Annotated in this window: 25 protein-coding genes and 1 tRNA gene; 6 read left to right on the forward strand and 20 right to left on the reverse strand. The window is 42.9% G+C overall.

Annotation, left to right across the window (positions count from 1 at the left end; all coding sequences use genetic code 11):
- Nucleotides 1-56: 56 nt before the first annotated feature.
- The 5 genes from V7K60_RS24590 to V7K60_RS24610 all read right to left on the reverse strand — a co-directional run bounded on the left by V7K60_RS24590 (nucleotide 57) and on the right by V7K60_RS24610 (nucleotide 1711).
- Nucleotides 57-275 (reverse strand): hypothetical protein, encoded by a 219-nt coding sequence (locus V7K60_RS24590; RefSeq protein WP_334929195.1) that lies wholly within the window; start codon nucleotides 273-275, stop codon nucleotides 57-59.
- Entirely contained in the window at nucleotides 256-657 is a 402-nt protein-coding gene (gene vapC / locus V7K60_RS24595; RefSeq protein ID WP_334929197.1) for a type II toxin-antitoxin system tRNA(fMet)-specific endonuclease VapC, read from the reverse strand. Before vapC ends, V7K60_RS24590 begins: the two co-directional genes overlap by 20 nt.
- On the reverse strand, nucleotides 654-995 hold the full coding sequence (locus tag V7K60_RS24600) for a hypothetical protein (protein WP_334929199.1): 342 nt from the start codon (nucleotides 993-995) through the stop codon (nucleotides 654-656). The genes vapC and V7K60_RS24600 overlap by 4 nt, the downstream gene beginning before the upstream one ends.
- 196 nt (nucleotides 996-1191) lie before the next feature.
- Nucleotides 1192-1470, reverse strand: coding sequence for a BrnA antitoxin family protein (locus tag V7K60_RS24605; RefSeq protein WP_334929201.1), 279 nt, complete (start codon nucleotides 1468-1470; stop codon nucleotides 1192-1194).
- The gene (locus V7K60_RS24610) at nucleotides 1433-1711 is read right to left on the reverse strand and encodes a BrnT family toxin (protein ID WP_334929203.1); all 279 of its coding nucleotides are present in this window, start codon (nucleotides 1709-1711) and stop codon (nucleotides 1433-1435) included. The genes V7K60_RS24605 and V7K60_RS24610 overlap by 38 nt, the downstream gene beginning before the upstream one ends.
- A 130-nt stretch (nucleotides 1712-1841) precedes the next feature.
- Here V7K60_RS24610 and V7K60_RS24615 point away from each other — a divergent pair, with 130 nt between their 5' ends.
- Both V7K60_RS24615 and V7K60_RS24620 read left to right on the forward strand, forming a co-directional pair.
- On the forward strand, nucleotides 1842-2210 hold the full coding sequence (locus tag V7K60_RS24615) for a hypothetical protein (RefSeq protein ID WP_334929205.1): 369 nt from the start codon (nucleotides 1842-1844) through the stop codon (nucleotides 2208-2210).
- A gap of 125 nt (nucleotides 2211-2335) precedes the next feature.
- A complete protein-coding gene (locus V7K60_RS24620) occupies nucleotides 2336-2773 on the forward strand; it encodes a hypothetical protein (protein ID WP_334929207.1) in 438 nt (145 codons plus the stop codon).
- Between the two features lie 108 nt (nucleotides 2774-2881).
- Here the strand turns inward: V7K60_RS24620 and V7K60_RS24625 are convergent, their stop codons facing one another.
- Entirely contained in the window at nucleotides 2882-3004 is a 123-nt protein-coding gene (locus tag V7K60_RS24625; RefSeq protein WP_334929209.1) for a hypothetical protein, read from the reverse strand.
- A gap of 235 nt (nucleotides 3005-3239) precedes the next feature.
- Nucleotides 3240-3311: transfer RNA gene (locus tag V7K60_RS24630), tRNA-Thr, on the reverse strand.
- A 33-nt stretch (nucleotides 3312-3344) separates the two neighbouring features.
- Here V7K60_RS24630 and V7K60_RS24635 point away from each other — a divergent pair.
- A complete protein-coding gene (locus V7K60_RS24635; RefSeq protein ID WP_334929211.1) occupies nucleotides 3345-3638 on the forward strand; it encodes a DUF3493 domain-containing protein in 294 nt (97 codons plus the stop codon).
- 349 nt (nucleotides 3639-3987) lie between these two features.
- Here the strand turns inward: V7K60_RS24635 and V7K60_RS24640 are convergent, their stop codons facing one another.
- Entirely contained in the window at nucleotides 3988-5682 is a 1695-nt protein-coding gene (locus V7K60_RS24640) for a DUF1565 domain-containing protein (protein WP_334929213.1), read from the reverse strand.
- 228 nt (nucleotides 5683-5910) lie between these two features.
- Between V7K60_RS24640 and V7K60_RS24645 the strand changes: the two genes are divergently transcribed.
- The gene (locus tag V7K60_RS24645) at nucleotides 5911-6513 is read left to right on the forward strand and encodes an alpha/beta hydrolase (protein WP_442944463.1); all 603 of its coding nucleotides are present in this window, start codon (nucleotides 5911-5913) and stop codon (nucleotides 6511-6513) included.
- On the opposite strand, the gene V7K60_RS24650 is transcribed toward V7K60_RS24645, so the two are convergent.
- The 7 genes from V7K60_RS24650 to V7K60_RS24680 all read right to left on the reverse strand — a co-directional run bounded on the left by V7K60_RS24650 (nucleotide 6510) and on the right by V7K60_RS24680 (nucleotide 15444).
- Nucleotides 6510-6707, reverse strand: coding sequence for a hypothetical protein (locus V7K60_RS24650; protein WP_012412012.1), 198 nt, complete (start codon nucleotides 6705-6707; stop codon nucleotides 6510-6512). The two genes, V7K60_RS24645 and V7K60_RS24650, sit on opposite strands and share 4 nt — an antisense overlap.
- Nucleotides 6708-6991: 284 nt before the next feature.
- Nucleotides 6992-7612, reverse strand: coding sequence for a low-complexity tail membrane protein (locus tag V7K60_RS24655; RefSeq protein ID WP_334798988.1), 621 nt, complete (start codon nucleotides 7610-7612; stop codon nucleotides 6992-6994).
- Between the two features lie 106 nt (nucleotides 7613-7718).
- On the reverse strand, nucleotides 7719-10883 hold the full coding sequence (infB, locus tag V7K60_RS24660) for a translation initiation factor IF-2 (RefSeq protein WP_334929215.1): 3165 nt from the start codon (nucleotides 10881-10883) through the stop codon (nucleotides 7719-7721).
- Nucleotides 10884-11363: 480 nt separating this feature from the next.
- Nucleotides 11364-11633: a YlxR family protein gene (locus V7K60_RS24665; RefSeq protein WP_334929217.1), complete on the reverse strand. Its 270-nt coding sequence runs from the start codon at nucleotides 11631-11633 to the stop codon at nucleotides 11364-11366.
- A gap of 149 nt (nucleotides 11634-11782) precedes the next feature.
- The gene (gene nusA, locus V7K60_RS24670; protein ID WP_334929219.1) at nucleotides 11783-13069 is read right to left on the reverse strand and encodes a transcription termination factor NusA; all 1287 of its coding nucleotides are present in this window, start codon (nucleotides 13067-13069) and stop codon (nucleotides 11783-11785) included.
- Between the two features lie 237 nt (nucleotides 13070-13306).
- Nucleotides 13307-13768 (reverse strand): ribosome maturation factor RimP, encoded by a 462-nt coding sequence (gene rimP, locus V7K60_RS24675; RefSeq protein WP_334929221.1) that lies wholly within the window; start codon nucleotides 13766-13768, stop codon nucleotides 13307-13309.
- A gap of 194 nt (nucleotides 13769-13962) precedes the next feature.
- Nucleotides 13963-15444, reverse strand: coding sequence for a hypothetical protein (locus V7K60_RS24680; protein WP_334929223.1), 1482 nt, complete (start codon nucleotides 15442-15444; stop codon nucleotides 13963-13965).
- Between the two features lie 501 nt (nucleotides 15445-15945).
- Between V7K60_RS24680 and V7K60_RS24685 the strand changes: the two genes are divergently transcribed.
- Nucleotides 15946-16611: a peptidoglycan-binding domain-containing protein gene (locus V7K60_RS24685; protein ID WP_334929225.1), complete on the forward strand. Its 666-nt coding sequence runs from the start codon at nucleotides 15946-15948 to the stop codon at nucleotides 16609-16611.
- A 31-nt stretch (nucleotides 16612-16642) separates the two neighbouring features.
- Here the strand turns inward: V7K60_RS24685 and V7K60_RS24690 are convergent, their stop codons facing one another.
- The gene (locus tag V7K60_RS24690) at nucleotides 16643-17536 is read right to left on the reverse strand and encodes an SDH family Clp fold serine proteinase (RefSeq protein ID WP_334929417.1); all 894 of its coding nucleotides are present in this window, start codon (nucleotides 17534-17536) and stop codon (nucleotides 16643-16645) included.
- 104 nt (nucleotides 17537-17640) lie between these two features.
- Entirely contained in the window at nucleotides 17641-19530 is a 1890-nt protein-coding gene (locus V7K60_RS24695) for a serine/threonine-protein kinase (protein ID WP_334929419.1), read from the reverse strand.
- A 296-nt stretch (nucleotides 19531-19826) separates the two neighbouring features.
- Between V7K60_RS24695 and V7K60_RS24700 the strand changes: the two genes are divergently transcribed.
- Nucleotides 19827-20747, forward strand: a complete 921-nt coding sequence (locus V7K60_RS24700; protein WP_334929227.1) for a Tll0287-like domain-containing protein — start codon at nucleotides 19827-19829, stop codon at nucleotides 20745-20747.
- A 285-nt stretch (nucleotides 20748-21032) separates the two neighbouring features.
- Here V7K60_RS24700 and V7K60_RS24705 read toward each other — a convergent pair whose 3' ends face one another.
- The 3 genes from V7K60_RS24705 to radA all read right to left on the reverse strand — a co-directional run bounded on the left by V7K60_RS24705 (nucleotide 21033) and on the right by radA (nucleotide 25685).
- A complete protein-coding gene (locus tag V7K60_RS24705) occupies nucleotides 21033-22277 on the reverse strand; it encodes a serine/threonine-protein kinase (RefSeq protein WP_334929421.1) in 1245 nt (414 codons plus the stop codon).
- Between the two features lie 1016 nt (nucleotides 22278-23293).
- Nucleotides 23294-24022 carry a Uma2 family endonuclease gene (locus V7K60_RS24710; RefSeq protein ID WP_334929229.1) on the reverse strand — a complete coding sequence of 243 codons (729 nt, stop codon included), beginning with the start codon at nucleotides 24020-24022 and terminating at the stop codon, nucleotides 23294-23296.
- Nucleotides 24023-24158: 136 nt separating this feature from the next.
- The gene (radA, locus tag V7K60_RS24715) at nucleotides 24159-25685 is read right to left on the reverse strand and encodes a DNA repair protein RadA (protein WP_334929231.1); all 1527 of its coding nucleotides are present in this window, start codon (nucleotides 25683-25685) and stop codon (nucleotides 24159-24161) included.
- Nucleotides 25686-25698 lie beyond the last annotated feature (13 nt).

Genomic DNA, 25698 nt, shown 5'->3' on the forward strand with positions numbered 1-25698 from the left:
ATCACTACTTATTTACGATAATTTTTAAGATTGTCCCTTAATTGTTGATGCACGCGTTAGCGTAGCTCGCCGCAGGCATCGCACCAGAAAGGAATCACAGTTTGTCCCTGACAAAGTACCTCTAATGCCGCTTGCTTGTCAAACTCTAACAGTTGCAAAGGTTGTTCAGGCGATCGCCCAGTGGCAGTTTCAGGTAAAACAAGGGTGCGATGCCTGGGTTGGGCTACGCCAACGCAATTGTGATTTAGGCGATCGCTATATCTCCCAATCCTCAATCAACAAGTTATTAATGCGTTGGAATTCTCTAGTGTTATGGGTGATGAGGGTTAAGTTATTTGTCAGGGTGATGGCGGCAATTTGTAAGTCATACGCGCCAATGGGAGTACCTAATGCTTCTAGTTGAGAGCGAATTGTCCCAAATGTCGTTGCTGCTAAATCGTCAAAGGGTAGTGATGTAAATTGGGCTAAAAATTGTTGTTGTAAAGTAAGATTCCGTTGTAGGTTGGCACTTTTCATTGCGCCATAAAATAGTTCAGCTTTGACGATTGAGCAAACGGCAATATCTTTAGTGGCAGTGGATTTTAGTTTCTGTTTTAAAGTGGAATTTTTACCCCGCATATAGATAATGCAGGTGTTAGTATCGAGCAAGAATTTCACAGGATTGGTTCGCGTTCTGGTTGTTGTCCTTGGGGATGACGGAAGAAGGTTTCATCTTGGATACATCCATAGAATTGAGGCAAGGGATATTCTGTTATTTCGGTTGGAGTTACTGGTTGTAGGAACTCAATCAGGGTTTTTAGTAATCGAGTCAGGTCAAATTCTTCGGGTAATTCAGCCACGGGAAATTGACGGAATAATTCTGATATTTTGCTTGTTTGCACAGGCTGGGTGTTGTTATTGTATGTAGTCAGGCTTTGTGCCAGGAGTTGGATAATATACAATTTATCGTCAGGTGAAAGCTGAAGGAGTTGTTGTTCGAGTTCTGGGACAACCATGATGGGGCTTAGGTGGAGGATAATTTCATTTTACTTTCATAATCAAGAGTTAATCTAGCTATGCCTGGGTTGGGCTACGCCAACGCATTTGTTATTTTGGCGATCGCGCTTTTAAGGAAATATTAAGCAACACCCACCCAATATAAATTGTCATCTAATCGGGGGAATTTGCAATGTAATATTGAATTTTGAATTGTTACACTGCTCTCTGTTCGTCGCAGTTTTCGATGTAACGACGTAAAACAGAGTTGATTAAGGTTTTATATTCTCCGTTTTGAGCTTGAAACCACTCTAGTATATCTGGCTCAATCTGTACCAATTGCTGTGCTTGAGATGCGGGAACTCGGAGAGTAGCTTTCTGAAAAAACTCTTCTGTCAATGGTGGAATGTCAGAGTAGTCAATTTCTTGATCGTTCATTGACTCTAATGCTGTCCAGTTAGTACGAGAGGTATTTCTCAAGTCTTTGTCGCTCATACCGATTTGCCCTTCGTGCTGAAATGATCCGAATCACATTATTTTTGCGTTCTGTCCAAACTACAACGGCTACACCGTTACCGAGGAAACCTATACCGAACCAACGGTCTTCTCCGTAATCAAAACGAGCATCTAACTCAATTAGCATTAGACTTTCAAACATCTCAGGAACATCGGCGAAATCAATCTCATGTTTGCGAAGATTCTCTAAATTTTTCGCCTCATCCCACTCAAACTGCATGAAAATTTAGACACGCTAATTGAACCATCTCTATTATCCTGCATAATATCCCAATACCTCGGTGTTAGAGATAAAAACCTGATTTTGCGTAGGTTGGGTTGAATGATAACGTAGGCGCAATGATTTTGCGATGCCTGGGTTGGGCTACGTTAACGCAATTGTGATTTCGGCGATTCCATTTATAAATTTGGCGATGCCTGCGGCGGGCTACGCCAACGCATTTGTTATTTCGGGGTACTCATTTGTTATTTCGGGGTATGCATTTGTTATTTCGGGGTACGCATTTGTTATTTTGGGGTACGCATTTGTTATTTTGGGGTACGCATTTGTTATTTCGGGGTACGCATTTGTTATTTCGGGGTACTCATTTGTTATTTCGGGGTATGCATTTGTTATTTCGGGGTATGCATTTGTTATTTCGGGGTACACATTTGTTGATTTTGTTATTACTGTTGCTGATTGCACTTATTCTCAAACAACAAATCGATATGAAAAATGAGTAAAAACACAGGCAAACTCGTAATTATTTCGTTCAACTTTTAATGAAATAAATCCACAAAACTACCCATCTCAGGCAAAAGGATACTCCACTATCTTGAAAAAGGAATTAAAAAAAGATGTGTTATGTCTTTAAAAACTCGTGGTTCTGCTGCTATTGACAAAGCTCAACTTCGTCTCGCCTTGCTTAAATCTATTGATGAAAATCTGGATTTGGGACATGGGTTAACCATTGAAGGCTACAACCACTTAATCAACACTACCCGTGCGATGGTAGAAGCTAATAATACGCTGGTGTCCAATCTGGAAGAATCGCGTAAAACAGTAACCCAGATGGATAAAGCTCTCTCCGAAATGTCTGAACGAATGCTAAGTGGAGTTGCAACTGTCTACGGCAGAAACAGTATAGAGTATTCCAAGGCTGGCGGCTCTAATCGCAAACGAAATAAACAATCTATTTCAAAAGTTACTCCACTTGTAGCGGTTCTTACTACTCAACCTACTCAAGCTGCAATTGCCAATGCGTCAACTAACGGTAATGGCACAACTCCTTTGCTGCAATAATCCACCTGACTTAAAAATCGAAGGAGGGGTGTTAAATCTGTTAACAGTAAACAGTCAGAGTGATTTAGTGAATTATTTAGTAAATCTATCTCAGTCTAATTGAGAAAATTAAGCGATCGCCCTCTGCCAATAACCTGCGATCCGCTTGATTTTCAAAAAGATGCGTTGGCGTAGCCCAACCCAGGCATCGCTACTTACTTTACAGCAGTCTTGGTTTTGTTGCTCTAACACCACATTGAAGGTTCTAAATCCTCTTCCCAAGCAATATCGGCAGATGTCCAAGCCTCACTGGGACTGTCTTTGCTCAACTAAATTAGGTAGCACCAACTCCAGCAGCAGCGATCGCAAGCATTGCTATAAAATCGACCGATAACAATATCCCAGTCAGTAATATGTCACCGACGACATATAATTAGTCACTGTACAACTTATGTCAAACTAGACTATTGAAGAATACTTTCATCAGAGCCGATGATGGGATTTGAACCCACGGCCTGCTGATTACGAATCAGCTGCTCTACCACTGAGCCACATCGGCGTACACAATCTAAAAGTATAACATGATTTAATCATGGTAAATCAAAATCCCAAAAATCGCCTTAACCCTGAACAGTATGCCAGCCTGAAAGCAGAAATAGCCGCTCCTTATCGCGGCTTCCGACAATTTTTCTACATCGCTTTCGGTGCTTCTGGCTTACTCGGTGCATTCGTCTTTTTCTTCCAAGTGCTAGCCGGACGCAATGTTGAGAGTGCTTTGCCTAGTTTAGCTCTCCAAGTAGGAATAGTTGCTTTAATGGTTTTCCTCTGGCGTTGGGAACAGCGTCGGCAACAACGCCCCAATTCGGGTAAAAATCCTAATTCCTGAAGGGAGAAATCTTAGCTAGTTAATTTTTGACTACTTTCTTTTAATATATCTTTTCTTCAAATTTACTCATGCTTTTATGAAGATTAAAATATCCAGAAAGAAAAAATAAAAAAATTATTAGTAAATCCCAAAAAGCAAAAATTTCTGAGAAAATATAAATTGTTGAAACGGGGTCAGCCAATATAAAGATCCTGACCATAAACCCAATCACATTCAAATGAGGTCAGCTATATTTAAAGACCCCAAATTTTATGATTACAAACTTCTAAAATTAATAAAACTCACATTAATCGAAAGCGCCAGACTGATAATTTGTTAGTCTGGCGTTTCCAATTTGCTAACTAGACATTTACTGAACTGTTACCAAATAAGATGAAGGAATTGGTTGGGCACGTCCAGCATTGACAAGTGCCTGATAAACAAAGGCAGCAACTTCGGCTCTAGTCGCCTGACGATTAGGATTGAGTTGCTTGGCTGTGGGATAGTTGATTACTAATTGCCGTGTAGTTGCGGCGGCAACTGGTGCGATCGCATAATTAGGAATCTGAGCAGCATCGGTGTAAAAGGAAACGACATTTTGATTATTTGCAGTTAAGCCCAAACCATTAGCTAAAGAGACTAACGCCTGCACTCTAGGAATTTGCTGCTGTGGCTTAAAAGTGCCATCGGGATAGCCAGAAACAAATTGACTCTGGTAAGCAGATTGAATGGCAGCGTAAGCCCAGAAATTGCTTGCTACATCCTTAAACTGAATGGCTGTGCGTTTAGTTGGTGGCTTTAGGGCTTTAGTGACAATAGTGGCAAATTGAGCGCGGGTTACAGGTTCATTGGGTTTAAAGCTGCCATCAGGAAAGCCCGCAATAATATTTTGGGAGGCTAAAGCTTCGATGTAGGTTTTTGCCCAGTAATTTGCTGGTACATCTTTAAAGGCAACAGGCCCTCCAGGCGGTACATCAACACTGGCGGCAACAAAATCTACTGAGCCGGAAATCTTTTTCTGATCAATATCGTTGCCAACAGCAACAATTTTACTGGTTTTAGTGGCGTTGTTCACATCATAACGAGTGTTATTGCGGATAAGATTGCCACCAGGATTTTCGTTGGTGCCAAGGTCGGGTGAAGCGTTGACAGTCGCTACTACTCCATCCCGTTTATTGTTTTGAATGAAATTTTTACGCAATACGGGCTTGGCTGACTCTGAGATAAAAAGACCGTCTTGGTTTTCGATAATTTGGTTTTCTACAACTAGAGGTGTGGAAGTCCCACCGATCGCAAGACCAAAACCAGTATCCTGAAATAAGTTACTCCGAATTTCTCCTTGAGCAGTCTTAGCAATTGAGATCCCATTGCCTTTGTTTTGCACAAACTGGTTACTTTCAATTTTGGGATTGCCTGTACCCGTTACAAAAACACCTTCTCTGACACTGTTAGTAAAAGTACTGTTTTTGATAATCGGATTAGTTGACTCCACCCACACACCCGTACCCCGGCTATTTGGGTTGGTGACGGTGACACCTGCGATCGTGGTATCTTGCTCGGCAAGGATGGTAATGTCTTGTCTAGCAAAGGTGCGACTAGTGTAGAAACCTCCACCTGTAATCAATATCGCCTGACCTTTAGTAGCTTCATCACCTCGCAGTGTCACCCCTGGTTTAAGTAGAAGCGGGAAGGTTTCACCACTTTCCTGGTTATAGTTACCAGGTGCTAATTGAATCACTGCACCTGCTTGGGCTTGACTGAGAGCGAAACTGATGCTTTTGTAGGGTGCTGCCGAGGTTGCACCAGCACCAGCCCTATCTGCACCAGTTGCTGGATTAACATAAATCGCTGCGGCAGTTGCAGGAGCTTGCGCTGTATGAGTTGGGGCGATATTTTCTAGATGAGTGGTATCAGCATTAACCTCACTAGGTAGTAGTATTGACCCACTAAAAACAACAAGTATTGCCGTTAGCCCGGCTCCTACGCGCAAAGTATATCTGAGATGACTGCTGGAAAGAAGGCGAAAATTTTTCGCTAGAGAAATGTGAGAACCCCAATATTTCATTTTTTCCGTCTGTGATGTCTGAATTACGGTATATCGAACAAGGTTAAAGATAACAGCCTTATAGCTGCTCTAAAACCCATGCCAAACTATACTGGATGATTAGCACTGATTCAGCTAAATTCCCTAGATAGGTCACAGAACTTATACATTAGTTATATTCTGTTATTCAGAAAATTTTCTTAGGGGCACTATGGGGATGAGGCGATTTTTAGTATTCCCTAAAGCGAGATGCTGCAATTAATTCTGCTGGAATATCATCACAAAAAAAAGCAAACCTATTGGAAATCGAGAGAAATGCATTTTAATCTTTTAGGGCTATGTCGCGTCTTAGTTTTAGTAAGCATTATCTGTCTTCTGTTTTTGTCCACTCCTGCCTTTGCAGCAGAACGAATAGTGCTAAAGTATGGTATCTTCCGTGAATCACTTTCTGTAAAGGAACTATCCACCTTTGCCCAAACAGCTGAACTTTCAGGTTTACTAAAAGTTAATTTAGCTTTGGCGCGACAAGACCCCAAAGCCATTCGTCAGTATTTAACAAAGCCAATAAAGGTAAATCCTGTATTTTTAGATAAAGTATTGAATAGCCAGATTGGAAATATTATTTTGGAGCAAATTAGTCAAGTTATTTCTACACCGTCTCAAAGAGCAAATCGGCAAGCTTTACGAGCCGCTTTGGTACTTGCTGCGAATCAAGACGGGCAAGTGTCGCTGATTGAAATTATTAAGAATTATCCCACAAATGAAATGGAAGTTGATGGCGATCGCTTGGAGAGTGCATACCGTCAACTCCGCCGCTTGCAAACAAGCTTACAAGATTTATTTGGTGTTTAGTAAGCTAAAGTTTCTAAAGTTTCTCGTAAATACCGCTGTACCTGCTGTTCCAAGCGAATTCCATGCAATTGAGCATCGCGTTCTAGTTGCCAACGTTGAAAACCTGAACTAGTGGAGATCGCACATTTGAGGCTATACCAAATTTCAGTATCGGCAGAAAATTGGCGATCGCTAGAAGCTGGAATTTGAGCCATAGTTCCTTATTCCTTTATTTTAAACTTCAACGGTGACTGGACATTAGGCATTGAGCATTGGTTATTTATTCTTCTCTGCTCCTCGGTCACTGAGCGTAGCCGTTCGCGCAGCGTCTCGTAGAGAAGTGCTGCCCCCTGCCTCCCCTGCTTTTCTCTCTAGCCCTTTAAAGTGAAATACAGCAGAATTCAGAATTCAGGAGTAAAACACGCTTTATACCTGGGTAACAGACTTAGCCCGTGTACCTTACCAACTTGAAATCCGCTGTCATATACTTTAGGGGCTACTATGAATCTGTATTTATCCTAAACAAGGATTGCAATAATCGGGGCACGATTTGATTAACCCGCACTCCTAAAATGGTGAAATCTTGCTTAATCTTTTCTAAAGATAATGGCTCAATGCCAGCGAATTCTGTCTCATTAATCACCAAAACTCGCATTACACTCACAGGTATTTGTAAAAATAGATTACTGCCCAAAAAGGCCAATCCCGCAAGCACTAGTGCAAGGCTGCGCCATTGTGGGAGGAATTTAGCTGAATTTGCGACTAATGGGGCAATTTGGTAAAGATTCCACAGTATCCAAACTGACAATACTGCTGCTACTAATGCCAGGATACGATTTAATTTTGTATTAATTAAACAGAGAATTTTCCGCTGCCGTTCAGTCAGATTCTCTGGCTTTAGAGCTATTCCTAAAAGAGCAAATATATAAAAGGGGCGACGCAACTGCATCCATAGCAGGGGGAGAACACCAATGGCGGCAACTAAGAATAGCTCCATCCAGACTGGCAAAAATGGCTCGCCTACAGACAAAAACAATAAGCAGAGTACTAAAAAAACAGGCAACGTCGCCAATCCAGCGACGTGAATCCACAAAATAGGTTCAGAGCGAAATGAATGCATATTATAAAAAAGTTGTGAGTTAAGAGTTAGGAGTTAAGAATTAGCAGCCTTTAACTCCTAACTCCTAATTTATTACTCCTAACTTCTAACAATTTTACCCTCAACACTATCTCGTTAAGGTGAGAGTGCGGCGCTTTGTAACCATCTGATAAGATTCGATGATGTCACCTTCAACCCAATCATTGAATTTATCTATGCCGACACCACATTCATAACCGGCGTTGACCTCACGAGCATCTTCTTTCATCCGTTTTAAGGAGTCAAGGACGCCTTCAAAGATCACCTTACCACCACGTCGCACCCTGACTTTGCAGTTGCGAACTAACTTGCCAGATTGAACGTAGCAACCGGCAACCGCACCACGACCGACTGGGAAGACGGCACGGACTTCGGTTTGACCCAAGGGTTCTTCCACCAACTCTGGTTCCAAAAGACCTTCCAAGGCATCTTGGATATCTTCTAGGAGTTTGTAGATGACGTTATATTCCCGGACATCGACACCTGCTTCATCGGCGGCTTGTCTAGCGCCACTGGCAAAGGTGGTGTTGAAGCCGATAATTACAGCGTTACTGGCAGCTGCTAAGTCGATATCTGTCTCGGTGATTTCTCCAGCCGTAGCCAACAGCATCCGAATTTGGACTTCGTTTTGCGGGATTTGCTTGAGCGCTCCCACAATGGCTTCCACCGAACCTTGTACGTCTCCTTTCAAGATCAAGTTGAGTTCTTTCAACTCGCCTTCTTGTGCTTGAGCCGACAGGGTTGTAAGGGTAACACGTCCTTGTAATAGGCGGGATAGGCGTTGTCTGTCTGCGCGATCGCTAGCGAGCGCTCTGGCTTCTTTTTCGTTCTGGAAGACCTCGAACTCGTCGCCGGCTGCTGGCACATCACTTAAACCTAGTACCTCGACAGCAAAGGAAGGAGAAGCAATGTCTACTCTCTTACTTCTGTCATCCACCATCGCCCGGACTTTACCGAAGGCCGAGCCAGCTACTAAGATATCTCCCACATGCAGGGTGCCATTCTGAATTAGCAGGGTAGCAACTGCTCCCTTAGCTTTATCCAGATGTGCTTCAATGACAGTTCCTTTGGCGGTACGATCTGGGTTGGCAGATAGTTCTGCAACTTCTGCTACCAACAGAATCATCTCTAAGAGCGTATCCAGATTTTCACCTCTGATGGCGCTCACGGGAACCATGATTGTCTCACCGCCCCAGTCTTCTGATGTCAGACCATACTGGGTCAGTTCTTGTTTAACCCGCTCTGGCTGTGCCCCTTCTTTGTCAATTTTGTTGATTGCAACAACAATTGGTACTCCTGCGGCTTGGGCGTGGCTAATGGCTTCAATGGTTTGGGGACGGACACCATCATCAGCAGCCACTACTAAGACGGCAATGTCTGTTACCCGCGCTCCTCGTGCCCGCATAGCTGTAAAGGCTTCGTGACCAGGAGTATCCAGGAAGACTATCTGCTGAGGTTTGCCCTCATGTTCCAAATCTACATGGTAAGCACCAATGTGTTGAGTGATACCGCCAGCTTCGCCAGCAGCCACTTTGGTTTTGCGAATTGAGTCGAGCAGAGTTGTTTTACCGTGGTCTACATGACCCATAATTGTCACGACTGGCGGACGGCGGTGGAGATATTCTTGGTCTTCTGCACCGACCATTTCCGTAATTTTCCGAGCTTCTGCTTCTCGTTCGGCGGTTTCAACTTCTATTTCTAGTTCTTTTCCTACCAGGGTAATTGTGGGAATATCTAGATTTTGAGTGATACTCACCGCCATACCTTTAAGGAACAGGATTTTAACAATCTCTGTATCGGGAACGGCTAAAACGTCAGACAGTTCTTGCACAGTCAACGGCCCTGTGATCGTCACTTTTTCGGGGCGATCGCGCTTTGTCTCGGCTTCTTGGCGACGGTTTTGGTGATGGTCGCGCCCAGAACCAGACTTGGAACCAGACCTGGAACCAGACTTTCTGGCTCTTGCAGTTGGGGCGCTAGCAAGGGTTGCACCTGGCATCTGTACAGGTCGAGTCGCTTTCGGTTTGGGAGGACGAGCGATAGAAAGGCTGACTTGAACTATGGCTGGTGAATCTATATCGTCATCATCCAGCAAATCTTCTTCAAACTCATCATCAAGTATGGGTTTGATTCGCTTGCCTTTGACGCCAGCTTTTGCCTTCTCTTTAACTTCGTCAATTATTTCCTCTTCTACCCACTTTTTGCCGCCTTTGGTCGGTCGAGGCGGACTTGGGCGTTTCAAATCGAGGAGATCAGGTGTGACTGGCTCATCACCCAATCCTTGAGATTTACCCGCTGTGCCTGACATCTGTCTGGGTGGAGTAGCGATCGGCATTGCGGCTGCTACTGCTTCACCTGGACGTGCTGGTCTGGGTCTTTGTCCCTCTCCCAGTTGTGATGGTGCAGACGGTCTATTGCCTCTCGGCTCTGGTCTGCTGGGTGAAGGGGTGGGACGACTTGTTCTTTGTGGTGCAGATGGTGCGGACTGGTCTGTTGGCAGTTTAGCGACTCTTGGCTTAATTTGCTCGCGATCGCCTTCCGCGGGTCGTAGCCGTTGGTCGCGTTTGAGGATCGGTTTATCTGCCTGAGATCCTGGCGGCTCATCTACCACTTGGGCTTCTTCTGCCTCAGGTCTGGCTGGAGGAGCAACTAGTTGTGGTTTGATCGGTTTTTCCGATTTCGGTCTGGGCGGAACTATTTTTTCCGGTTTTTGGGATGCTATTTTTTCCGACGCCGGATTTGGATTAGGCGTTTGTTCCAAGTCAGCGATCGAAGGTTGCTCTTGAGTCTCAGATTGAGTCCGGGGCACAGGTCGAGTTGGTGCTGCCGGTTTCAGGGGTGAGACTGGTGTAGCGAAAGGCCGTGGAGGAGAGGGAGGATTAGCTTCAGACAAGGCAGCTTGGGTATTGTTAGCAAGTGACGCCTCTGGGGCGTTGGAAGTAGTATTTCTCAATATTTTGGGTTTGCGTATTTCCAAAATTTGCTGTTTGTGGGGTGCAGCAGGTCGGTTACGTCCGCCGTTGGGTGGTGAATTTGGCTTATGGCTGGTTGTACCTAGTTCCTTTTTGGCTGACACATTCGTAGCTGCAAGCTTTTCTGCTGCCGCCCGGATGTTTTCTGCCTCGGATTCTGAAATCGTGCTGCTATGGCTTTTGACCGCAATATCGAGCTGGTCGCAAATTGCTAGTAGCTCTTTGTTATCCAAATTCAATTCCTTTGATAATTCATAAATTCTAACTTTGCCGTTGTTCATCCACTCTTCCCCTTTAATTTACAGTTTTAGCGGATGGTTGCCTGGGAGTGCGACATCTCCATCCTTGGATTACTGTTTTTAGACTGCCGTTCAGTTTTTGCCGGTGCCTCCAATCAGGAAAGAGAGATGTTTCGGTTTAATAATGGCATCCCCACCAGGAATGATGGTTGAGTGATACCCATAAAAATTTCTTAAATAAAAGATTTTTATAGGAACCCTGGACGCCGAACTGCGCCTGAGCACTACCAGGTTGCCATTTTGTAGTTTCTTGTTTTGTTGATTCTGAGTCTTCCACAACACAATCGATTACATCTTGTTCTGGGAATGGTGCCTCGCCCCTCGTTATTGGAGAGCCGAATGCCTTTTACACCCATTTACTATTTTGGCACTAACCTTAACGCTCAACAGGGAGTGTGATGAAAGTGCGACTTCGGCTTTCGACCCAATTCCTCTAATGATTACGTCACAAAGTTGTTCCAACTAAATTTGGTTTTGGGTATTACTGCGGGCTAGACGTTGCGACAAGCTTTGGTACAGCGCTTCTGGCACTGATGCATGTAGCGATCGCCCTAGTCGATTTTTTTTTTGAGCCGCTTGTAAGCAACTCGTTTCTGGACAAATATAGGCAGAACGCCCCATGCCCTGATCCAATTGTACCTTTCCCGATGGAAAGACGCGGACAATCCGCCAAAACTCATTTTTTAAGCCTACTTTACGGCAACTAATACAGCGCCGATAATTTGGTTTCATCAATTCTTTGTGATCTCAGTCCAGGATTTGGGATGTAAAAAGAAGTTTATTATTACTATTTTTTACTTATACCAAGTAGCTTTTGAGAAAATAATCCTTGAGACTGAGACTACAATCTTACAGTATCAAAACTTTACAAAATTAATCAATTATTCATCATCGTTATTGTCAAAACTATCTTCCTCTTCTAATTCGTTCTGATTTTCATCCTCAAATTCTTCTTCATATTCAAGATCGTCTTCTTCTGATTCCTCTGATTGATATTTTGTCCTGACGGCTGCAAATTTGGTATCCTCTGCTGCATAGTCATACTTAGCTTTGTCTTTAATATCTATTTTCCAACCAGTCAGACGGGCTGCCAAACGGACGTTTTGTCCTTCTTTCCCAATGGCCAAACTCAATTGATCTTCAGCTACAAGTACATGAGTTTGCCGCGATTCTGGGTCCATCAGGCGTACTTCATCTACCCGTGCTGGACTTAAGGCATTAGCAATGTATGTTGCTGGGTCTGGCGACCAGCGAATTACATCTATTTTTTCACCGCGTAATTCGTTGACTACCACTTGAATTCGCGATCCCCTAGCTCCAATACAAGCGCCTACTGGGTCTACATCGCGATCAAGAGTATCTACTGCTATTTTAGTCCGGGGGCCGACATAACGGGAAGGGGGGTTTGCCTCCCTAGCTACTGCAACAATCCGTACCACTTCATCTTCAATTTCTGGGACTTCGTTGGCGAAAAGATAAACTACCAAACCAGCATCAGCACGAGACACAAGCAACTGTGGCCCTCGTTGCTGACCTTGGGAGACTTTTTTCAGATATACCTTGAAGGTGGCATTTGCCCGATAATTATCGTTGGGCAACTGTTCCCGCTTCGGTAATTCGGCTTCTACTTCTGGCTGACCAAAGCCGCTGCTAACTGCTAGAACCACTGATTGCCGCTCAAACCGCAGGACTCTTGCTTGGAGAACAGTTCCTTCTAAATCTTGGAACTCTTCTTGCACCATCTGGCGCTGTTGATCCCGTAATTTTTGCGCCAATACTTGCTTAGTTTGCATCGCCGCCATCCGACCAAATTCTCCTTGGTCGGGGGTAACATCCAGCACCACAGAGTCCCCTAACTGCGCTTCGGGAGCAACTTGTTGAACTTCGTCTAGGGAAATTTGGTGGTCTGTGTTATCTACTTCTTCAACAATGGTTTTGGTGGAAAGGACGCGAAATCCTTCTTCTTCAATATCGAGTTCTACTTCAAAATTTTCAAAATAATCTTCGTCAAACTGTTTGCGCTCTAAATTTTGGGCGCGGCGATAACGTTCATAACCTTTGAGTAGTGCTTCTCTAATAGCTGATTGAACTGCAAGCCGGGGTAAATTCCGTTCGCGACTTATACTTTCAATTAATTCCTTTAATCCAGGTAAAGTAACCATTGACATAAGCAATCTCCATTAAAAATTAGGGAGTGGGGAGAGATGCGATTAATCGCGTCTCTACTGAGTGGGGACTAGGGACTAGGGACTGAAAACTACGCACTAGAGCCAGGGATTAGAGAATAGCTTTAAACTAATCTCTAACCTCTAGCCCCTAGCCTCTAACCTTTAGCCCTTAGTTCCTAATCTTTAGCCTTGAGCTAAGGTGCTCTAGTCTCTAACTCTTGAGCCATAGCCCTTTGTTTATCGGCGCTCCTCTAACTGCACCTTAGTAATTAGGGAGCGGGGAATTTCGACTACACGACCTTTTTGATTTAAGTAAAGTGCTGTCTCATCCCGACGAATCAACTGACCAATCCACTCTTGTTGTCCGTCGTAGGGGGGCGTTGTGGAGATAATGACAGGAAATCCTTTAAAGGAAATAAACTCCCTGTCTGTTACCAGTTGCCGCGAAATGCCAGGACTAGACACTTCCAAGACGTATGTATCTGGAACGATTTCCGCAGTATCTAAGGAGGCTTCTAAAGCACGGCTCATCCTCTCACAATCGTTCAACCCAGTGTCTTGCTCAGGATTGCGAATGTCTACTCGCAACACTGGTGGACTTTGGTTGGTGTGAAAAACCACGCCAACCACTTCTAATCCCAGTTCTTCTGCCACTGGTGTCGCCAAATCAATAATTTGTGGAACTAAAGGATGAGCCATGAGAAAATTCAATAAAAAAAGTGGGCATCGACCCACTTCCTGCGATAGGTATATCTTCCAAGAAGTCTTGTGACGAACCAAATGATGATTCGCCTAATTCGAGTTTAGCGCATTTCTTTTATAGTCGTGCATTGGGCATTGGGCATTGGGGATTGAGCATGGGACATTGGGCATTGGTTGTTCTTCTTATCCCCTCATCTCCCCTGCTCCCTTGCCCCTCTCCTCTCCCTACCTTCCCGTATTTTTGGGAGAGTAGCGCCTTTATCGACTACTGCAGGAACTGATACTTGTGTTCTTAGCTGCCGCGTTTGCTCGATAATTTGGTCTATGTCTTCTTGGGATAAACGCTGGACGTAGTTGAGTTTGATTTCCTCTAAGAAGTCAAAAAGTAAACTCTGAATTTCTGAAAGTACGTGTTTTTCCTTGATTTCAGATCCTAAAGCGTCACTGAAGCTTTGTACCAATTGACTGGTGAGTTTTGCTCCTACAGGGTCTTCAACAGCGCTAACTAAAGTTTTGTAAACATTAGTTGTGATTTGAGTCGCCAGTTGTTCGCTTAACTGGGTTTGGGCGTGTCCTACACCAGGGAGATTCTGGAGGTTGCGGTAGACGGGGACTTGATGGAAGACGGTTTCGATGTTGTGGCGCAGAATGGCAACGATCGCAGGTTGGATATCGGGTAGAACTCGGTAGACAATTGTTTTTACCAAAAGACCAGCGATCGCTTCCACTTCATTCACATTATTAATATCTATGTAGGGACGTAAATTTTCTTGTTGCGAGAGCCAGCTTGTTAACTCACCCCGCTGAATTGAACCCTGAACCTGATTAATCACCCTCACTACTACAATTTCTGTGAGTTCTTCGGCGAAATTGGCGACAATCCCCTGATTAATTTGCTTTCGCACTGGATGCAGATTCAATAACCGTGCTTGATCGAGGCGAATTAATACAGGTATGATTCGCAACCCTCGCCAAAATGGTATCAGTAAAAATAAATCGTACCAACGCCACAATATTGCTTCTAACCAGCTAAAACCGGGATGTTGGCGTCTGAGCAAGAAGGTACGCCCCAGCAATTCTACACCAAATAAAATCACAAAGGGTAAGTCAATTATCCAGAATTTATCAACAAAATCCCCATTTTCCCCGATTTGGCGGTAGTAATTACTGGCGATCAAAGGGCGGATGCTCTTGTTAAAAAAATTAATTTCTTCAAGCCAGCCATTTTGTGATAAATATGGCTGACTCCAAAAAGTAGCGAAGGACTGTTTTGCAGATTCTTTGCGGATGTGCGATCGCATCCTTTGTTTGATTTTTTCCAGCGTCCCACTCTTATTCGCTCCAGCAAACGGGTTACTGTCAATCATCTCGCTGCTTAGACGACTTATTTGTATTAGCCTGCTATTTACCTGAGACGACTGTAACCCTGTTTGCCTAACTTGTTCTTCTAATGCGTCTACTGTTTCTAGATAACTTTTTGTGTCTCGATGACTTTCAATACCTTTGATTTGGTCATAAATCTTAGTAATTTGGGGAAGTTTTCGCAAGTAGAAATCTCGCCAAGGTACGTAACTTAAATCAAACAACACTAAACTTAAATTTACTGTGGCAGCAATTGCCATAAATCTTTCAAACCAGAGATTACGCTGCTTAGAAGATTTTATATTTTTCATTTTTTGTAATATATGATACTTCCTTAGGTGTTTAAAACATAAATTCTTTCATTTATTAATTTTTGTCCCTTTCTAACCAATTACAGCAATTTCCAGTCGAGTAGACCCCAGTAGAAGTACTTCATCCCAAAACAAAACTCTTTTAAAACCTCTTTTCCAACCTCTTGCTGAAAATACTTCTCATTGCAGCACAGCCACAGGTAAAGAGACTGCCTTTCACCTTAAGTTGACACCAATGCACAGATGTGATTTATACCGCAGTTTAGTGTTAAAAGGGTATATTCGCTTCAAATGATAACCGCTGTATCTTTGCTAATATAAGATACTTCTTTTGATAGATGACACAAATTATTTTGTTAAATTTTAGCTAAATTTAACAAAAAAAAATCACAATTTGTTCAAAATTCATTAAATAATCGTGAAAAAAGTTATTAAACAAACTTAAAATGCAGCTGTTAACGTTTATGATCCTGCTGATTTAACCCAAAGGAGTTTTTAAGTATGTGGTGTGGGTTTGGAAAATCAAGCGCAACCTTTGCTGTTACTTGCCTGATGACTGCTAGTTTGGTAATTGCAGACACAGGTTTTGCAGCCCCTCAAAAAAGTTATACGCCCCAGCAATTCCGTGAGGTATTGCGGGGATTAGGCTATAACGTCAAGGTAACAAATACTGCTTTGACAGACCAGGAAACTAAAAAGGCAATTCGAGACTTTCAGACTGGTTATAAGCTAAAACCAGTTGATGGTATTGCAGGGCCAAAAACCCAAGATTTTGCTGCTAACATCATTCAAATTCTGCACAGAAATTTGAATGTAGTGGTGAAGCCAAATCCTCCCCTGCCGCGCGATCATTTTTATGGTTCCCGCACGGAAGAAGTGGTGAAGGAGTATCAGAAGAAATATCAGTTGCAAGAAACTGGAATTGCTAATTTAGCACTTCGCCAAAAGCTGAATGAAGAAGCAAAGACACTCTTCAGCCAGCCGACAACTAAACCAACAACTAAGCCGACAGCTAAACCAACAGCTAAACCGACAGCTAAACCAACAGCTACACCGACAGCTACACCAACAGCTACACCGACAGCTACACCAACAGCTACACCGACAGCTACACCAACAGCTACACCAACAGGTACACCGACAGCTACACCAACAGCTACACCCTAGTCGCCACAAAAAACTCCTACCCCAAAGCCCCTCAAGTCATCTGATTTGGTTCTTCTAAGGGTCTGCCTTTGGGTGTAGGTAGAATTGGACGGCGGTCATTGTAAGGCATAGGAATGTACTGCACGCTGGGTCGTCCTCCTTGTGGCTGTGGGTACAGATCCATGAGATCGTAAATAGAATGGGGCAGTCCGACGGTTACGGGCAGCCCCATTTCTGTTGCTTCTTCAATAGTGATGGGATAGTCGTGGGTGACGCGCCCAGTTGTCAAGGCTTCGATAATCGGTTCGATATTTTCTGGCAGAACTTTTTGTTTAGGTATACTGTCTTTTAGCAAAGTTCGTACAAACCGCTGTACCTGCCCAATTGCTTTGCGTGAGAGGTCGGCCATAATTAGGGTTTGGTCATCAATCTCACTGATGGGTTTATCTTCAACCACTTTCAAGATACTGGCTGCGGGGTAATTACCCAGTTGGGGATCAACTGGCCCCAAGACAGCGTTAGCATCCATAATAATTTCGTCAGAGGCGATCGCAAGCATTGTACCGCCACTCATGGCATAGTGGGGTACAAAGACTGTGACTTTTGCTTGGTGGCGAATTAACGCTCTGGCAATTTGTTCGGTAGCCAAAACCAAACCACCAGGAGTGTGCAAAATTAAGTCAATCGCTACATCTGGCGGTGTAAGGCGAATTGCTCGTAGTATTTGTTCTGAGTCTTCAATAGTAATGTAGCGAGATATGGGAATTCCCAAAAAGCTAATGGACTCTTGACGGTGAATCAGTAAAATTACCCGACTTTTGCGTTCCTGCTGGAATTCTTGTAAAGCACGCAAGCGCCGATATTCTATTTGACGTTTTTGCCAAAGGGGTTGCAAAGAAGTCAGAAGGAGGAAAATCCAGAATAAATCACCAATACCAAAGCCCATATAATTTTTATTGTTCAAAAATAACGGTTGCCGTCATTATTGTCACAAATTTGGGGCGATCGCAGTTCTATCTGTAGATTTATAGAAAAATTACGAATTATTTACTACCCCCTTCGCCAAATTTTAATAGTGTCGTCATCACTACCGCTAACCAGGGTTTGGCCATCGGGACTAAAGGCAACGCATCTAAGATAATTGGAATGCCCTGTAAGTGTGCTGATTTCTCTACCACTGTGTATGTGCCACAGTTTGATAGTGTTGTCCCAACTGCCACTAGCGAGAAATTGTCCATCCTGGCTAAAGGCGACTGACCAAACTGAATCAGAATGACCCGTGAGAGTACGAATTTCTTTGCCTGTATTTATGTGCCACAGTTTAATCGTGTTGTCACCACTACCACTAGCGATAATTTCCCCATTTTTGCTGAAGGCAATACAGTTGACAAAAAAAGAATGGCCTGTGAGTGTGTAAATGTTTCTGCCTGTGTGTACTTGCCACAGTTTAATAGTGTAATCATTGCTGCCACTAGCTACCAGCTGTCTATCCTGGCTATTGGTTGCAGGCGTTTTTGGAGAGTATGCGACTGACGAAACTGGGTCAGAATGACCTATAAAAGTTTGGATTTCTATGCCTGTGTGTACCTGCCACAGTTTGATTGTGCAGTCAGCACTGGCACTAGCCAGAAACTTGCCATCTGGACTAAAAGTAACGGAATTCACCCAATTAGCATGACCAGTGAGAGTACGAATTTCTTTACCTGTGTTAACATCCCACAATTTGATTGTATTATCCCAACTCCCGCTAGCTAAAATTCCCCGGTTCAGCTCTGCAACTCCTGCAGATTTGCCAGACTCGCCTTGATAAGAAAGGTTTGAAGATATTGGGCTAAAGGCGACGGAATGAACCATACTGGAATGACTAGAAGACCAACGACCTAGTTGACGCACTAGCTTGCCAGTACCCACTTGCCAAAGCTTGATGGTGTTGTCATTACTGCCACTAGCAATAAATTGCCCGTCTGGGCTAATGGCGATCGCATGAACCATACTAGAATGACCTTTGAGGGTCTGTACACACTGCCAGTTCTGCCGATCTAATACAACAGGTACTGGTAGTTGCAGTCTAGGCTTTATCACTAAAGTAGATGATATTTTGCTTATATCTTCCCCTGTATCAGGACCCAATAAATCCAACCACTCCTGCACAGACTGGGGACGATACGTTGACTCTAGATCCATACCGCACATAATAGCCTGATTTACCCTGTTGCTGATGTTGGGATTAAAATATTGTGGTGGTTCTAAATTAATATTGTGACGTCTATCATCTGCACTAGTTGGCACAACTGCGGTAAGCAAATTATACAAAGTAGCGGCTAGGGCGTAAATGTCAATGTATTCTCCTCGCGGCGCTTCTGATTCATACTGTTCAGGTGGAGCAAAACCAGGAGTACGATACACTGTATGCCTTTGGATCATATTAGGAACAAATTCTCTAGCAATGCCAAAGTCTATCAGCACTGCTTCTAATTTATTAATGCGGATCATAATGTTGCGTGGTTTGAGATCCCGATGCAACAGTCCTTTAGAATGGATTAGGGTCAAAGCATCGCCAATTTGCCGGATGTAGAGTAATGCTTCTGCCTCTGATAGCACCCCTATTCGCCTCAAGCGCTGTGCTAAGTCTTCCCCTTCGATGTAATCCATCACCATGCAGGGCAAATTCCCCTCATCAAAGATGGTTTCTATTTCTACTATATGAGGATGGTGGCATACAGCCAGCCGAACTGCTTCATCACGAAAGTCTTGCCGTAACTTGTTTCGGTGGAGTATCCAGGCAGGGTGATTCAGGATTTCTTCTTTGAGGGTTTTAATCACTCGCTGTTGATTTCGTTGATTTCTGGCAAGATAAGTAATGCCAATTCCGCCTTCACCTAGTTGGCTTTCAATAATGTAGCGTCCCCCGAATAAAGACTTTCCTGCATTCCACACCATTAGTAATATTTGACAATTGCTGGTATTTATTTTGGCACGGTATTTCAGTTCAGCCAACACGAATTTTTGGGAATTCCATTTGAATTGCTGTTGTAGCTTTTTGGTACTTAGTTACTTAGAGAACATTTTCATTAACCTCAATAATTACTACTAGTATAAAGTTGGGTATACCCTGATAGTTTTGGCTAAACTATGCCTTTATACGAAAAAATGAAAGTTGATTGCTCATGTTAGAGTAAACAGTAACTTTAGATATATTTGTTCATAATAATTTGACTTGTAGGTAATCTAAAATTATGCTAAAGAATCTCAATTTGAAACAAAAATTTACAATTCTGCTACTGGTAATTTTGACATTTGGTCTGAGCTTGAGTGGATTTACTCTTTCTTCTCTACTGAGGGAGAATGCTAAACAAGATATTAGCTCAACTGGTCTCATGCTCATCCAAACAATGAGTTCTGTTCGGAAATACACCAGTACTCAAGTGAATCCAGAGCTAGTTGATAAATTGGCTACTGAATTTTTGCCGCAAACCGTGCCTGGATACTCAGCACGAGAGGTGTTTGAAATTTTACGGAAAACAACAGATTACCGTGATTTCTTTTATAAAGAAGCAACTCTCAATCCCACAAATCTTCGGGATAAGGCTGACGGTTTTGAAACGGAAATTGTAGAACAGTTCAGAAATAAATCAGACCTTAAAGAAGTTAGTGGATTTCGCTCAATTCCTGGTGGGGATATCTTTTATATTGCTCGCCCCTTAGCAGTTTCTGAACAAAGTTGTCTAGTCTGTCATAGTGTACCTGAAGCTGCACCTCAAAGTATGATTAGTCTTTATGGTGCTGCTAATGGATTTGGGTGGAAGTTTAATGAAATTGTTGGCGCTCAGATTATATCAGTACCTGCAAAGAATGTCATCAGCAAAGCAAATCAGTCTTCCTTACTAATTATCTTGATTGTATCAGCTATATTTATAGCGACTATCCTGTTAGTTAACTTGTTCTTGAATCGACAAGTTGTGAGGCCTCTCAAACGTATGACTCGCATAGCCGAAGAAGTTAGTACCGGACACATGGAAGTTGAATTTGAGCAGATGTCTAATGATGAAATTGGTAATTTAGCTAAAGCCTTTAAACGGATGCAGTTAAGTTTAGAAATGGCGATGAAAAGAATCAAACGTACTCAAGGAGGTACAAACGATTACAATAATTCGTAATTATGCTCTCTACGAGACGCTACATTTAGCTTGCTTAAGAGCAGGGGACGCGGACTAGCTACCGCTACGTTAACGTAATGACGCTCTCTAGAAGACGTTGCGTGTAGCAAGATTCCCATATAAGTATACAGGCTAGCTTTGCGTCATGCTAACATAATTAATTTTTATAATGGGTATTTAGACCCTGCCAAAAAACTTTGTTACTTTTATTGGCTCTCTTGACTTAAACCCACAGAATTAGCTACAAGATTAAAAATTATTCCTCAATTCGTGATGTCTAAATTTCTATGAGAATAAGTTTTTTTTGAATTCAAAAGCCGCTTGAAAGTTAGGAATTTCCTTAGTTACAAGTTCAATAAATTGGTCAGCTGAAATATAAGGATTGTGAGCTAGTATTTCTTCTATAATCAGATTTGCCATTGGACCAATGTGGTAGGCTAATTCTTGCTGACAATGTTTGATAAATGCTGGTTGAAGTGAAGATTGTTGTTGTTCAATTCGTTGCCCAGTATGTGGACTAGTAGGTGAACTAAAAATTGTTTCTTCAGGTTGATTATATGACTGCGATATGACCGACATAGCCTGAAATTCAGGGTTAAATACCGTGGCTGGCAAATCATCAACCATGATTGCAGAAGACATTGCCACTTCTGGTTCTCCAATACGCTCTAAATCTCGAACAACTTCGCTGGCTGTTTGGTACCGCTTGTTAGGTCTATCTTCCAACATGCAATCAAGTACTTGAGCAAACCCATCAGTAACATAGGTATAATCACGCCAGTTCCATTCAAGTGAGTATTGATCCATTAGTAAAGATGGATCTCTAGCTGTGAGTAATACAATAGCAGTTACACCTAAAGCATAAAGGTCACTAGAGGGTGAACATAAACCCAGGCTGATTTGTTCGCGGGGAGCATATCCCACTTTACCTACGAGGGACATTTTGCCAACAAACGTTACCTGTTGGTTGGAACTTCTCCCCTCGTTCATGTCAGCCATTTGCTTGCCTACCCCGAAATCAATCAGCACTGGCAGATCCTTGCCATCAGGTAACATGATGTTGTCAGGAGAAATATCTCGATGGACGATGTTGTGCTGATGGACATATTCTAAAACAGGCAGCAGATTCTTTAGCCACTGTATAACTTCGTCTTCAGAAAAATTTCTTCCTTGACGTTGAAGTTCTCCTAGGAGTCTTGAATATGTTTTACCGTCAACATACTCTTGTACTAGGAATAGCCGACCATCTCCTTCAAAGCAAGCCAAAAACTTGGGAATTTGAGGATGTTGCAATTGATGAAGAATTTTTGCTTCTCTTTTAAATAAGTTACGATATTGTTCCAGTCCACTTTCGCCTGTGCCAATGGGTGCAAATTCTTTGAGAACACAGGCTTCATTAAACCTACGAGTGTCAAATGCTAAGTAAGTTCGTCCCAATCCTCCCTGTCCTAGAAGTTTTTGGATAATATAGCGGTTATCGATTAGAGTTCCAGCAGCTATTTCTGGTCTTGTCATAGGGGACTGTGACATCATCATCGCACTCCTAGCGATTTTGTTCTTGATAAATTATCTAATTTGCTGAAAGTCAGAAACTCTAGCAGATAAAGGCTGATAACATCCTTTAAATTGAGGTTAACACCACTATCGAGCCAAGGAAATACACTTTTCTACAATTTTCTGATGGTCTTGTGTTACCAAATAGACAATTTTAACCTGAGTAGTTTAATCATACTACTCATACTTAAGTATTTTAACCGCCGCAACATATATCAGTGTCTGCGGTAATATCTGCAAGTGTTCAGGGCATCGCCTTTTAGATTTGCTGCTGAACCTTATTTTCCCCTTAGTAACCCAATTGAAACTGAGTTGAGGAACAGTAAGGATATAGCGTGACATTATGGTTTTTCATAAAAACTGAGGTTGCTATAGACTTGCTGAAAGAAATATTATATGTATTTCAAGTGCTAAATATGCGATCGCTCTCAAAAATTAATCTTTCTGAGAACCTATATCATTATCAGATAGCTGCTTCGGCATCAGCTATCAAAATTTTTAGTGCAGGTGATTCCTCAAGAGCAGAAAATCATGCTGCGTATCAAAAAAGACTCCTGAGCGTAATGCTTTGTCTTTAAAGTCTCGCTTGAGTCTACTTTGATGCGGTATCCAGGCGGGATCGTTGAGGATTTGTTCTCTGAGAGTTTTGAAAACTCGCAACTTGCCGCGTCGATTTTTCGCAAGATTGTCTACGACGGGCTACGCCTACGCATTCTTCTTTGCGGGATTGGGCGATCGCTTTTATCATGCCTTTAAATTAAAGTATAATTTTATACTTATCAATTGCAAACTTGAAAATTGTTAATAATATTTTCAAGTTTTAACGGGAACAAATTAGTCTTAGCTTTGATAGTATTAGCAATAATAATTAACAAAAATACTCTCCACTTTTGGCTGTAATTGGTATTATTTAAAATTTCATCTTTATAAAAAAAATGCTAGATTAGCAAATTTTTTGCTGATCTAGCAAACCTAAATTATTTACAGGAAGTCTAATCTTCTGGCTCAATTCCCGCCGCCCGCAATTGTGCTGCTAGTCGTTCAGCGCGTTGTCGTTCCTGTTGGGCGCGTTGGCGTTCCTGTTGGGCTAACTCGGAACCCCAAAGCAAAAGGTTTCCTTGTTCATCCCACCATCGTAACCACTTTTCTGTGCGGTTTTCACGAGTACCCTGCCACACCCCAACGTAAAGATTCATTTCTACTATCCAGTAGCGTTGATTTTCATCAGTATCCTGCAAAATGTAATGTTCTGTGTTATGTAAGCGATATATTTCGATACTGCCACTATCTGGCTCAAAGATGATGTAGTTTGGCACTTTTAAGATGCGCTCGTAGAAAAACCATTTTCCTGGGGGATATGTCGCTTTGATAGAATATTCTGTTTCCTGTGTATCGGAAATAAATTCCATCACAATTACGGGAATGTCACCCTGTAATTCAGGTGTGTAACTGCGTGTTACTTCTTCTCTACTAACATTAATTTTGGCAATGAAAGCCCAATCAGGCGCTTTAATGACTATTTTGTTGTTTAGAGTGGCACAAATGCCGTAATTGGTTGGAGTTAGGGCGTTAGCTGAAATTTTTCCGGCTAATTGTAGGCTTTCCGTGAGTGCAGCAGCTAATGCTGGTTGATTGATGTTGTCCACTGGATCATCTGGGAGTTTGTAATCATCAGGTAGTTTTTCCCAAGTGATTTGGTAGTCTTGGGTAAGGGCTGTCATGGTGGGTTTTCCTTGGGTGTGTAAAAGTGAGTGGGACTGGGGATTGGGGATTAGGGACTGAGTTTTTACTCGTAAAAATTATAGAATTTGCTTTGAACCCTGCGAAAATTTGGAACAATTTCCCAGTACCCAGCAGTTACTCATCTTCATCGGGTTCTAAATCGTCTGCTGTCAATTCTTGATGGGGGATGGCGGCGATAATTGCATCTATGACTTTGGATACTGGTAATATCTCAATATTCAAGTCGGGAAATTTTGTCCCTTTTGGCACGATCGCTCTTTTAAATCCCAACTTAGCAGCTTCTTTTAACCGCAGTTCCATTTGGGAAACCGATCGCACTTGTCCACCTAACCCAACTTCACCGATTAATACTGTACCGGGATCAACTATGCGATCACGGAAACTAGCTACAATTGCGATCGCTATTCCTAAATCTACCGCCGGTTCTTCCACATTCAACCCACCCGCAGAAGCAACGTAGGAATCTAACTTTGACATCGGAATTCCCACTCGTTTTTCTAAGACGGCGAGAATTTGCACTAGGCGGTTGTAGTCTACGCCAGTTCCAGCCCGCCGAGGGGAAGGGTAGCTGGTAGGACTAACTAAAGCTTGCAATTCCACAACTATCGGACGAGTGCCTTCGCATGCAACCACAATTGCCGTACCTGGTGCTGGATCGTCACGGTTGCCTAAAAATAGCTCTGAGGGATTGGAGACTTCTCGCAATCCATCTGTCACCATTTCAAAGATGCCGATTTCGTGAGTTGCACCGAAGCGGTTTTTGACTGTCCGTAATAACCGATGTGAGGCAAAGCGATCGCCTTCAAAATACAACACTGTATCGACTAAATGTTCTAAAACTTTTGGCCCAGCGATCGCTCCTTCTTTGGTGACGTGTCCCACAATCAGCATGGTGACATCTTCGTGCTTCGCCACTTTCATCAGTGCTGCGGTACATTCCCGTACCTGAGCTACTGAACCTGGTGCAGAAGTCAGCGCCGGAAAAAACACCGTTTGAATACTATCAATCACCGCCACATTTGGTTTAAGAGAGTCTATTTCGCGTAAAATTTCTTCTAAATCTGTTTCTGGCAGTACATATAAATCTGCACCTATACTGTCAGGGTCTATAGGAAGTGTAGTATCTACTACTACCTTAACATTCTCCTCATTCACCACACTTAGGGGTTTTGATACTCCCAACCGGGAAGCTCGTAATTTTACCTGCTGTCCCGATTCTTCACCAGTTACGTAAAGGATGCGGTATTTCTGTGCTAATTGATTAGATACTTGCAACAATAAAGTCGATTTACCAATACCTGGATCGCCACCAATCAGCACCATAGAGCCAGGGACAACCCCGCCTCCAAGCACTCGATCTAATTCTTCATAACCAGACTCCCAACGGGCAATTTGGCGATCGGTAATTTGATCAAATGTTAAAGAGGCTCTCGCTTTAGCTGGTTTAGCGTGAGATTTACCATTGCCTTGAGCTGATTGCCAACTACTCACTCCTCCCCGACTGGGTACATCTACTGAGGATTGAATAGAAATTTGTTCTTCAAGCGAGTTGTAAGTGCCGCAAGCTGGACACTTACCAAACCACTGGGGCGATTCTGCTCCACATTCGTTACAAGTGAAAAAGGTTTTTGGCTTTGCCATTCTTAAATCTTAT

The sequence above is a fragment of the Nostoc sp. genome (assembly GCF_036917555.1).
Taxonomy (GTDB): domain Bacteria; phylum Cyanobacteriota; class Cyanobacteriia; order Cyanobacteriales; family Nostocaceae; genus Nostoc.